The organism is Flavobacterium sp. ASW18X (genome assembly GCF_005144745.1).
Lineage (GTDB): Bacteria > Bacteroidota > Bacteroidia > Flavobacteriales > Flavobacteriaceae > Croceivirga.
Genome location: NZ_SWKK01000008.1, coordinates 361908 through 373961, shown reverse-complemented (window position 1 = coordinate 373961; position 12054 = coordinate 361908). Strand labels below are relative to the sequence as shown.

Here is a 12054-nt window from a genome sequence, read left to right as displayed (position 1 = left end):
CTATTTCCTTTTTATCTTTCTTTTCTGCATGTATTCAGGTAGTGCACAACAGGTTGCCTTACTAGATGCAGACACTGGGCAACCCGTGCTTAATGCCGCCATTTTTAACCAAGACCAATCTAAAACCACCATTTCTAATATTACGGGTAAAGTAGATTTAAGCGTATTTGCCCCTAATGAAAAGCTGACCATTAAACACTTGTCTTATGAGCTGCTAACTACCACTAAAAATAAAATGGTAAAGCAAGGACATCGTGTTTTTTTAATTCCCAATGCGGAGCAGCTAGAAGAGGTTGTACTATCAGTTTCTAAATGGGAACAGCAGAAAAAAGACATACCACAGAAAATTGCCACCATAGATGAGCAGACCATTGCTTTTAACAATCCACAGACCGCCGCAGACTTGCTACAACAAAGTGGTAAAGTATTTGTACAAAAAAGTCAATTAGGCGGTGGCAGCCCTATGATTCGTGGTTTTGCTACCAATCGTGTACTAATTTCTGTAGATGGGGTTAGGATGAATAATGCCATATTCCGGGGTGGCAACGTGCAAAATGTAATTTCTATAGACCCTTTTACCATTAAAAATACCGAGGTGATTTTTGGCCCTGGTTCTGTTATTTACGGGAGCGATGCCATAGGTGGGGTTATGAATTTTTACACCAAAAAACCTCACTTTTCGTTTACCGACAGCCTAAGAGTTTCGGGTAATGCACAATATCGATTTTCCACCGCAAACACAGAAAATACAGGTCATGCAGAAGTGAATATTGGCCATAAAAATTGGGCATCATTGACCAGTATGAGCTATACCAATTTTGGTGATCTAACTATGGGGAGCCATGGACCCGATAGTTATTTGCGTAATCAATACGTAGTAACCCAAAACGGCGAAGACCGATTAGTGAACAATTCCAATCCAGAAAAACAATACCCAACCGGTTACGACCAAATTAATGTTTTGCAAAAGCTGCGTTACAAACCAAATGCACGTTGGCATTATGATTTGGGCTTGTATTACTCAGAAACTTCCGACTATTCTAGGTATGATAGATTGATAAGACCAAACCAAGAAGGCGATGGACTCCGTTCTGCAGAATGGTATTATGGTCCTCAAAAATGGTTCATGGCGAACACACAAATTACTCATAAGGGAAAAAATAAATTTTATGATGGTATTAAGCTCACCACAGCTTATCAATTTTTTGAAGAAAGTAGAAACGACCGTGGTTTTCAAGACAACACCTTATACCATGCAAAGGAAAAGTTAGATGCGTTATCCGTTAACCTAGATTTAGAGAACAAAAAAATTGGCGACCTACGCCTTTACTATGGCTTGAGTTATGTGTTTAATAAAATCAACTCCAAAGGCATGGAAATGGATGTTTTATCTAACGCTACCACCCCTGCAGCATCACGTTACCCAGATGGTGCTACGTGGCAAACTTTTGCGGGGTATGTAAATGGAGAATACAAATTGAAACCTAACCTAGCACTATTGGCAGGCTTACGGTATAGTCAAGTTTGGGTAGATGCTGCTTTTGATGATACTTTTTATGATTTCCCTTTTGAGGAAGCCGACTTGATTACTGGCGCTCTTACCGGAAGTTTGGGAATGAGCTGGTTCCCTACGGCTAATCTACAATTCACCTTAAACGGCTCTACCGGATTTAGAGCTCCTAACATAGACGATACTGGCAAAATTTTTGACTCAGAACCCGGTGCTGTAGTAGTGCCTAACCCAGATTTGGAACCAGAATATGCTTACAATATTGATTTTGGCGTACAACAGAACATTAATGACAAATTAATGCTAAAGGCCGCTACCTATTATACCTATTTGGTAGATGCCTTAGTACGTAGAGATTACACCTTTAACGGAGAAACACAATTGCTTTATAATGGAGAAATGAGCAATGTACAAGCCATACAAAATGCTGCCAAAGCATATGTGTATGGATTTGAATTTGGCTTAGAAGCCTTTTTATCTCAAAACCTAAGTGTCTTGGGTAATCTAACGCTTACAGAAGGCATAGAAGAAGATGATGATGGTACGGATAGTGCCGCACGCCACGTTGCTCCAACCTTTGCAGATGCCCATTTGGTATACAAAAAAGAAAGGTTTAAAGCCGATTTTTTCCTAAACTATAATGGTGAATTAGCTAATGATGATTTAGCGCTATCGGAACAAAGTAAGGCCTACATTTATGCTAGCGATGCCAATGGTAATCCTTTTTCTCCCTCATGGTATACCGTAAACTTTAGAGGTAATTATAGTTTTACCGCTGCCTTAAAGGGAAATGTAGCGCTAGAAAACATTACAGACCAAAGGTATAGACCTTATTCTTCTGGGATTGTCGCACCCGGTAGGAATTTAATCCTTGGATTATCCTATACCTTTTAAACAAAAACCCTTGGCAATTGCCAAGGGTTTTTGTTTTTAAGTTAACTGTAATGGAGACTTAGTTTTTAACTGCGTCTTTTACATCTTTAACTGTTTTGTCTGCAGCATTCTTAACATCAGTTGCAGTTTTATTAGCTGCATCTTTTAAATCTTCACCCGCAGCCTTAGCTTTATCCATGGCATCTGTACCCATTTCTTTTGCACTATCCATAGCTTTTTCACCAGCAGCTTTAATACTATCCATAGCTTTTTCGCCTTCTTTTACCATGCCTTCACCAGCTTCTTTAGCCTCGTTCATGGCATTTTCACCAGCTTCTTTCAAATCTTTGCCAGCTTCGTTTAAACCTTCACCGGCATCTTCCAATGCTCCTGCAGCAGCCTCTTTAGCTTCTTCTGCTTTGTTTGCAGCATCTTTACAAGATACAAGTGTTCCAGTAGTTAGGGTTAGTGCCAATGCGGCAAGTACTAATTTTTTCATTTTTAAATTGTTTTAGTGTTTAGAAACATAAATTTTTAAAAAGTCACCCGTAAATTAACATTTCCATTTAAACTTAAAGTAAAGTTTTATAAAAAACGTAAGCCACTGAACTCCTGTCTCCTAGAACTATGTTAACAAATTTTAACATTTTACAGTTTAGGGTTTTTACCTTTTAGGCTGTTTTAAAGGCCTAAATCTAAAACAGACAAAATTTTAACCTTATGAAAAATGTTTTGAAACTTACAGGAATGATGGTATTGAGTTTGGTATTTGCTATTTCTTGTAGTGAGGATGACGGGGAGAATTCTAATTCAGAAACCTACAACACCACTTTTAAAATTACAGATGCTCCAATAGACAATGCCAACGTATCTGCAGTATTTGTTACCGTAACAGATGTAAAATTAGATGGTAAGTCTTTAGAAGGATTTACCACTACTACTATAGAACTTTCCGCATTGGTAAATGGCAAAACACAAACCTTGGGTAACCTAGACCTAACCTCCAAAACCTACTCTAGCTTAGAATTGGTATTGGATTATGAGAAAGATGTACAAGGTAATTCCCCTGGTTGCTATGTAGAAATGGCCAATGGAGAAAAACAGAAATTAGAAAGTAGTGCAAATAGCATTAAAATCAATGATAGTTTTGAAGTTGTGGCGGCAACGGCCAACACTATTATCATAGACTTTGATCTTAGAAAATCTGTGGTAGAAAGTGAAGCTAGCACCGCTGGCCAACTTACTTTTGCTACAGCAGCAGAACTAGGCAACGCTATTAGAACCGTTAACGAGGAAGCTACGGGCACTATAAAAGGATCTGTAGACAAAGGCCAAGACAATTCTGATAAAATTATAGTTTACGCTTACAAAAAAGGAACCTTTAATGCAGAAACCGAAACACAAGGTTCTGGTACTAGCAATGTAACCTTTGCCAATGCCGTTACCAGTGCAGAGGTTAGTGGGCTTACCAATGCCTATAGTTTAAATTTTGTAGAAGAAGGCGAGTACGAATTGGTTTTTGTAGGTTACAATGAAAACCAAAACAATGGCAATGTAGAGCTTGCTGCCATACTAGAGGCTGAGTCTTCTACCGGACTAAATTTGGGGGCCTTATCCTTAACGTCTGCTTTGCAACTTAACGTTAATGTTACCATTACCGGCAGCAAATAATCTTATCTTACTAAAAATCTGAATAAAAGCCCCTAGTAGTAGGGGCTTTTTATCTTTTTACAAACCTGTAAATACTTTAAAATTCTTAATTTCGCAGACTTATTTTATTAGGCCCATGGAGAAGAAGTTTAGAGAATATAAAGGTTTAGACCTACCAAAGACGGCAACAGAAGTTTTAAAGTTTTGGAAGGACGAGAAAATCTTTGAAAAGAGTATAACTTCCAGAGAAGGAAAAGAGAGTTACGTGTTTTTTGAAGGACCGCCATCTGCCAACGGTATGCCGGGGATTCACCACGTAATGGCCAGAACCATTAAAGATATTTTTCCGCGTTATAAAACCATGAAGGGCTTTCAGGTTAAACGTAAGGCAGGATGGGATACCCACGGCCTACCGGTAGAACTTGGAGTAGAAAAAGAGCTGGGCATCACCAAAGAAGATATTGGCAAAAAAATTACCATAGAAGAATATAACGAAGCTTGTAAAAAAGCGGTAATGCGTTATACAGATGTCTGGAACGAAATGACAGAAATGGTAGGGTATTGGGTAGATATGGACGACCCATACATTACCTACAAATCTAAATACATGGAATCTGTTTGGTGGTTGCTAAAACAGATTTATGATAAAGGCTTAATCTATAAAGGGTATACCATACAACCGTACTCACCAAAGGCAGGTACCGGTCTTAGTTCTCATGAGCTAAACCAACCAGGAACCTACCAAGATGTAACGGATACTACGGTAACAGCTCAGTTTAAAGCGCTAAAAGGAAGTTTGCCGCAGGCCTTGCAAGCTTTTGACGGAGATATACATTTTCTTGCTTGGACCACTACTCCTTGGACACTACCTTCTAACACAGCATTAACTGTAGGACCAAAAATAGAGTACGTATTAGTTAAGACTTTTAATCTATATACTTTTGAGCCTATACAGGTAGTATTAGCCAAAGCCCTAGTAAACAAGCAGTTTTCTGGCAAATTCTTTGCAGCAGAATCCAGTGAGGATTTTGCCAACTTTAAACCAGAAGACAAAAAAATTCCTTATCAGGTATTGGCAGAAGTAAAAGGAGCCGATTTAATCGAATCTAAATACGAGCAACTGATAGATTACGTACTACCGTACGAGAATGCAGAAAATGCTTTTAGGGTTATTGGGGGCGATTTTGTAACTACGGAAGATGGTACGGGTATTGTACATACTGCGCCTACTTTTGGTGCGGACGATGCCTTTGTGGCCAAACAAGCCAATCCGCCTATACCACCCATGTTGGTATTAGATGAGAACAACAATCCTGTTCCGTTGGTAGACCTGCAAGGTAAATTTAGACCAGAGCTTAAAGAGTTTGGCGGCAAGTATGTTAAAAACGAATACTATGCGGATGGCGAGGCACCAGATAAATCTATAGATGTAGAAATCGCCATAAAACTAAAGACCGAAAACAAAGCCTTTAAGGTAGAAAAGTATGTTCACAGTTACCCTAACTGCTGGCGTACGGATAAGCCTATTTTATATTACCCACTAGATTCTTGGTTTATAAAAGTTACGGATGTAAAAGACCGCATGTTTGCGCTAAACCAAACCATTAATTGGAAACCAAAAGCTACAGGAGAAGGTAGGTTTGGCAACTGGCTTGCTAATGCTAATGATTGGAACTTGTCTAGGTCTAGATATTGGGGTATTCCTTTGCCTATCTGGAGAACAGAAGACGGCCAAGAAGAAATAATAATTGGTTCGGTTGCAGAGCTAAAAGAAGAAATGGCAAAAGCGGTAACTGCCGGTGTGCTGGCAGAAGACGTATTTAAAGATTTTGTGGTTGGCGATATGTCTGACACCAACTATGAAAAAATAGACTTACACAAAAGCGTCGTAGACCAAATTACTTTGGTGTCGCCAAGCGGCAAACCTATGCGTAGAGAGAGCGATTTAATTGATGTTTGGTTTGATAGTGGTTCTATGCCCTACGCCCAATGGCACTACCCGTTCGAGAACAAAGAACTAGTAGATAATGGTGTTAGCTACCCAGCAGATTTTATTGCAGAAGGGGTAGACCAAACCAGAGGATGGTTCTATACCTTGCACGCCATAGCCACTATGGTTTTTGATTCCGTAGCCTATAAAAATGTAGTCTCTAACGGACTGGTTTTAGACAAAGAGGGCAAGAAAATGTCTAAACGCTTGGGCAATGCGGTAGACCCATTTAAGGCCTTGCCAGAACATGGTGCAGATACCACCCGTTGGTACATGATTGCCAATGCAAATCCGTGGGATAATCTTAAGTTTGATATTGACGGAGTTACCGAGGTAAAGCGTAAATTTTTTGGCACGCTGTACAACACGTATTCGTTCTTTTCGCTATACGCTAATATTGATGGTTTTACCTATCAAGAAGCAGAAATTCCCCTAAATGAAAGACCCGAATTAGACCAGTGGATACTTTCAGAACTTAATACCGTTATCCAAAAGGTAGACGAAGCATACGCCGCTTACGAACCTACAAAAGCCGCAAGAGCTATTTCTGATTTTGTACAAGAAAATCTAAGTAATTGGTATGTACGTTTAGGGAGAAGAAGGTTCTGGAAAGGGGATTACCAAAAAGATAAAATTGCAGCTTACCAAACGCTATATACGTGTTTAGTAACGGTTGCTAAGTTGGGTGCACCCATTGCGCCATTCTTTATGGATAATCTTTACAAAGATTTAAATGCAGCTACTGGTAAAGAAAATTTTGAAAGCGTACACTTAGCAGATTTTCCAGAGTTTGATGCCGAATTGGTAAATCAGAGTTTGGAAAGTAAAATGCATACAGCGCAAAAGATATCTTCCTTAGTGCTTTCTATAAGACAAAAAGAAAAAATTAAGGTAAGACAGCCATTGCAAAAAGTAATGATTCCTATCCTTAATCAAACACAAAAAGCAGAGATAGAAGCCGTTGCAGATTTGGTAAAATCTGAGGTAAATGTCAAAGAGATTGATTTAATGGACGATGCTTCTGCCATTTTAGTAAAACAAATAAAACCAAACTTTAAGGTTTTAGGTCCAAAGTATGGCAAAGAAATGAAGGATATAGCGCAGGCTGTTGCGCAAATGGATCAAAAAAATATCCAAAAAATTGAGCAGGATGGCGAAATATCACTTTCTTTAGCAAATAAAAATATTAAATTACAGCTCTCTGACGTTGAGATTACATCCCAAGACATAGAAGGGTGGTTAGTAGCAAGTTCTGGTCCAATTACGGTGGCTTTAGATGTTACTATTAACGATGCTTTAAAGGAAGAAGGGATTGCAAGAGAATTAGTAAACAGAATTCAGAATCTAAGAAAAGATTCCGGTTTTGAGGTTACCGACAAAATTGATTTAAAGATTTTAAAAGATGGTCTTGTAGAAAAGGCAATAGCAAATAATGCAGATTACCTTAAAAGTGAGACCTTAACAGAAAATCTAGTATTAGAGGATAATTTGGAAGAGGGCACGGAAATTGCCTTTGATGAGGTAAAAACAAAATTGTTTATCAAAAAACATTAAAAAAATGGCAGAAGATTTAAAAGTTAGATACTCAGATAAAGATTTGGCCGAATTCAAAGAAATTATTGAAGCCAAAATAGAAAAAGCTAAGCAACACCTAGATTTGTTGAAAAGCTCTTACATGAACGATGGTAATAACGGTACAGATGATACCTCCCCTACCTTTAAAGCATTTGAAGAGGGTTCAGAAACCATGAGCAAAGAGGCAAATACACAGCTGGCAATCAGACAAGAAAAATTTATACGCGACTTAAAAAACGCTATCCTACGGATAGAAAATAAAACGTATGGAATTTGCCGTGTTACGGGTAAGCTTATTAATAAAGAGCGTCTTAAATTGGTGCCGCATGCTACCTTGAGTATAGAGGCCAAAAACATGCAGAAATAAGAAAAACGCCCTAGGGCGTTTTTTTGATTATGAAATACCGTATTCTTTTATTCTTATTTATTGCTTTCTTTTGGAGTAATGCCCAAAAGGTGGTACAAAAAACCTTTGCATCAACAGAACAAAAACACATCACCATAGATGCTAGTAATTGTTTTGCTATAGACCTGTTTACTAGTACGAGCAATACGCTAAAAGTTTCTGGTGCCATGGAAGGGGAATATGCGCAAGACTTAGTTATTAAACTAGAAGAAAATGGTCAAAATCTGCTTATTAGCGCAGACTTTCTACCCAATTTTGTGAACCCAAACGATAAACTTAGCGCCCATAAGGTAATTTCCATCGCCCTAAAAATAGAAGTGCCAGAATACAGCTGGGTACGCTTAGATGGTTCTTATACCAACGTACATGCGGCGGGTAAATACAGACAATTACAGATTACCCTGAACGATGGCGACACCTATTTAAACAACGTAGAGGAAGATGTAAAAGTTAAAAGCCAAAAAGGTGATATTTTCCTTTCTAATGCTCATGGCATAGTCACCACTAAAAGTAATTATGGGCACGTAACACACAACAAAGTACCAGATGGCGAACATACTTTTGAGCTTAGTAGTGTAGAAGGTGACATTTGGGTGAATAGAACCAATTAATATGGCTATTTTTGCGGCTGATTCTTTTGAGAAATGAGTTTAAAGAAATCTATAATCCTTATCATTATTGTTTTACTGATAGACCAAATCAGTAAAATCTACATAAAAACCAATTTTGTACTTGGAGAGTCTGTGGAAGTCTTTAATTGGTTCAAAATTTTATTTATAGAAAACGAAGGTGCCGCTTGGGGTACCAAACTAAGTGATATTTTACCAGTCTCTGATGCTTCTGGAAAATTATTCCTGACCGTTTTTAGATTATTTGCAATAGTAGGCATAGGGTATTGGCTTTTTGATATTATTAAAAAAAATTCTCCCAAAGTATTAATTCTTGCAGTTTCTTTAATCTTTGCTGGTGCTCTTGGTAATATTTTAGACTCTGTTTTTTACGGGTTACTTTTTGACCACAGCAACCACCAAGTGGCTACCCTATTTGCAGAAGAACCTTATGGAAAATTGTTTTACGGAAAGGTAGTAGATATGCTATACTTCCCTATGATAGATACTACTTGGCCAGAATGGGTACCCGGAAAAGGAGGTAAAAGTTTCCGTTTTTTTGAACCCATATTCAACATCGCAGATACCGCAATTAGTATAGGCGTAGCTATTCTAATACTTTTTAATAAAAAGGCATTTGCTACCAACCCAAAAGAGGAGGAAAAAGAGGAAACTAATTAGAATTGGTATACTTGGGAAGGAGTAACACAATAATCTAAAGGTACATCTGTAGTTGCTACATCTGTAATTGTGGGGCATGCTTCAAACAAGGAAATGCCAACTTTTAATACATCTTTTCGGCACTTTTGTAAAAAAACATCATAATACCCACCTCCATAGCCCACTCTATTTCCGTTGCTATCAAAAGCTAAAAGCGGTATAAAAACAACATCTATTTTTTCCTCGGGTACTTCTATACCATCTACAGGTTCTGGTATACCTAAATTACTAATGCGGATTGGAGTAGTATCTAGCAGCAAATAGTTTTTTAAGCTTCTATTCTTCTCGGTTTTAGATACTACAATTTGCTTATCCATGCCTTGTAGCAAGGTTAACAAGGGCTCTGTATCTACTTCTTTATTTTTAACAATAGAAAGGAAAAGGTGGTAAAAAGAAAATTGCCAAATAGGCAGTTTGTGAATCCTATTGGCAATTTTAATACTTTTTTCTTCGATTATATCAGCGGTAAGTAGGTTCCTCTTCTGCTTATAATCTACTCTTAGTTCTTTTTTAGTCATCTATAATTTTATAGAATAACAATTGGGGGTTGATTGATTCTGGGGGATTTTTAAAACCTATTCTCTAGACGCAACTGCGAAATAAATCTTAAAAAACAACATCAAAATCAAATACATGCCCAAAACGATTAAATAATTTTCCATGTATTAAACTTTTGTTTCCCTAAATATAACACAATTCTTATATAAAATCCTATGAACTGCACTATTTTCTCGATGAAATACACTGTTTTTACAGAATTTTTAACATGAAAAGTGGTGTTTTAAGATTTTTTAAAGCTTTATAATCAATGATTTACTCAATAGAGTCCATAAAAAATCGTAGAAAAGAACTATTATGTATTTTCTGTTAACCTTTACTAAAAAGGGCGTAAATTATACCTTGGTAAAGCTAATTTAGCAAGCTGAATGCAGCCCCTTTCTATAGACATACAACTAAGTACCTTACCCAATAGCCCTGGCGTCTATCAATTTTATGATAAAGACGATAAAATATTATACGTTGGTAAAGCCAAAAATTTAAAAAAAAGAGTCAGCTCCTATTTTACTAAAACCCACGACTCCGGAAAAACCAGAGTACTAGTTAAAAAAATTGTCACTATTAAACACATTGTAGTGGCTACCGAGAACGATGCTCTACTACTAGAGAATAGTTTAATAAAAAAAAATAGACCTCGCTACAATGTACTCTTAAGGGATGATAAAACTTACCCTTGGATTTGCATTAAAAACGAACGTTTCCCTAGAATCTTCCCCACAAGACGGTTAATTAAAGATGGTTCTGAATACTACGGCCCCTACACCAGTATGAAAACGGTCAGAACACTTTTAGAACTCATAAAAAGTGTTTACCCCTTACGTACTTGTAATTACGATTTATCTAAAGACAAAATAGAAAGTGGTAAGTATAAAAAGTGTTTAGAATTTCATCTTGGCAACTGTAAAGCCCCTTGCGAGGATTTACAGAGCTTTGCCGAGTACGACCGCCAAATAAATGATATTAGACAGATTATTAAAGGGAATTTTAAAAGTAGTCTGGCTTATTTTAAACAACAAATGAAAACCTATGCTGCGGAAATGGAGTTTGAAAAAGCCCAGCAGATAAAAGAAAAGATAGATGTTTTAGAAAATTACCAAGCTAAAAGCACTATTGTAAATCCTAGAATAAGCAATGTAGATGTATTTACTATTTTTTCTGATGAAACTCATGGCTACGTTAATTACTTACAAATAACCAATGGCTCCATAACCCGTAGCCATACCATGGAGATTAAAAAGAAGTTAGATGAAACGGACGAAGAGTTGTTGGTATTGGCCATAACAGAAATTAGGCAACGCTTTAATTCTACCTCTTCACAAATTTATCTTCCGTTTCCTTTAGATTTAGAATTATACGCTAAAATAACAGTACCCAAATTAGGCGATAAAAAAAGACTGTTAGACTTATCGCTACACAATGCAAAATCGTTTAGACAAGAACAGTTTAAACAGATGAAAATTGTAGACCCCGATAGACACACCAAACGCTTAATGGCACAGATGAAAGCAGATTTACGCCTTTCAGAAGAACCCAGACATATAGAGTGTTTTGACAATTCTAACATACAAGGAACTAATCCTGTTGCGGCCTGTGTAGTTTTTAAAGACGGTAAGCCCTCTAAAAAAGAGTATCGTCATTATAATATTAAAACAGTAGAAGGTCCAGACGATTTTGCTTCTATGGAAGAGGTGGTGTTCCGTAGGTATAAACGTCTGTTAAATGAAGACGAACCCCTGCCGCAACTTATAGTCATAGATGGCGGTAAAGGCCAACTTTCATCAGCATTAAAAAGCTTGGATATTTTGGGTCTACGTGGCACTATTGCCATTATTGGTATCGCAAAGCGACTAGAAGAAATCTATTTTCCAGAAGACCCTATACCATTGTATTTAGATAAAAAATCTGAAAGCCTTAAGATTATACAGCAACTACGTAATGAAGCCCACCGTTTTGGCATTACTTTTCACCGCCAAAAACGAAGTAATGCAGCCATAAACTCAGAACTAGAGGGCATTGATGGTATCGGCGGCAAAACGGCAGAACAGTTGCTGAAAAAGTTTAAGTCGGTAAAACGAATTAAAGAAGCAAGTATAGACAGTTTAGCAGCCACTATTGGAATGGCAAAAGCAAAAAAAGTATTTGAGAATTTTCATTAGACAAATTC

The 12054-nt window shown here is 37.4% G+C and carries 9 protein-coding genes; 7 read left to right on the top strand and 2 right to left on the bottom strand.

All coding sequences use genetic code 11. The annotated features are described in order from the left end of the window. The first annotated feature begins 28 nt into the window (after positions 1 to 28). Positions 29 to 2404, top strand: a complete 2376-nt coding sequence (locus FBT53_RS07105; RefSeq protein WP_240729778.1) for a TonB-dependent siderophore receptor — start codon at positions 29 to 31, stop codon at positions 2402 to 2404. 58 nt (positions 2405 to 2462) lie between these two features. On the opposite strand, the gene FBT53_RS07100 is transcribed toward FBT53_RS07105, so the two are convergent. After that, positions 2463 to 2882, bottom strand: a complete 420-nt coding sequence (locus FBT53_RS07100) for a hypothetical protein (protein ID WP_136950469.1) — start codon at positions 2880 to 2882, stop codon at positions 2463 to 2465. A 221-nt stretch (positions 2883 to 3103) separates the two neighbouring features. On the opposite strand from FBT53_RS07100, the gene FBT53_RS07095 reads away from it, so the two are divergent. The 5 genes from FBT53_RS07095 (at position 3104) to FBT53_RS07075 (ending at position 9293) form a co-directional block, all read left to right on the top strand. Then, entirely contained in the window at positions 3104 to 4054 is a 951-nt protein-coding gene (locus FBT53_RS07095; protein ID WP_136950468.1) for a DUF4382 domain-containing protein, read from the top strand. A 115-nt stretch (positions 4055 to 4169) separates the two neighbouring features. Next, a complete protein-coding gene (gene ileS, locus FBT53_RS07090; protein ID WP_136950467.1) occupies positions 4170 to 7577 on the top strand; it encodes an isoleucine--tRNA ligase in 3408 nt (1135 codons plus the stop codon). 4 nt (positions 7578 to 7581) lie between these two features. Beyond that, the gene (locus tag FBT53_RS07085; RefSeq protein WP_136950466.1) at positions 7582 to 7965 is read left to right on the top strand and encodes a TraR/DksA C4-type zinc finger protein; all 384 of its coding nucleotides are present in this window, start codon (positions 7582 to 7584) and stop codon (positions 7963 to 7965) included. 29 nt (positions 7966 to 7994) lie between these two features. Next, entirely contained in the window at positions 7995 to 8615 is a 621-nt protein-coding gene (locus FBT53_RS07080) for a DUF4097 family beta strand repeat-containing protein (RefSeq protein WP_136950465.1), read from the top strand. Between the two features lie 33 nt (positions 8616 to 8648). After that, positions 8649 to 9293 (top strand): lipoprotein signal peptidase, encoded by a 645-nt coding sequence (locus FBT53_RS07075; protein WP_136950464.1) that lies wholly within the window; start codon positions 8649 to 8651, stop codon positions 9291 to 9293. Here the strand turns inward: FBT53_RS07075 and FBT53_RS07070 are convergent. Continuing rightward, on the bottom strand, positions 9290 to 9850 hold the full coding sequence (locus tag FBT53_RS07070; protein ID WP_136950463.1) for a 5-formyltetrahydrofolate cyclo-ligase: 561 nt from the start codon (positions 9848 to 9850) through the stop codon (positions 9290 to 9292). The two genes, FBT53_RS07075 and FBT53_RS07070, sit on opposite strands and share 4 nt — an antisense overlap. A 408-nt stretch (positions 9851 to 10258) precedes the next feature. Here FBT53_RS07070 and uvrC point away from each other — a divergent pair, with 408 nt between their 5' ends. Beyond that, positions 10259 to 12046 (top strand): excinuclease ABC subunit UvrC, encoded by a 1788-nt coding sequence (gene uvrC, locus FBT53_RS07065; protein WP_136950462.1) that lies wholly within the window; start codon positions 10259 to 10261, stop codon positions 12044 to 12046. Positions 12047 to 12054: the final 8 nt, after the last annotated feature.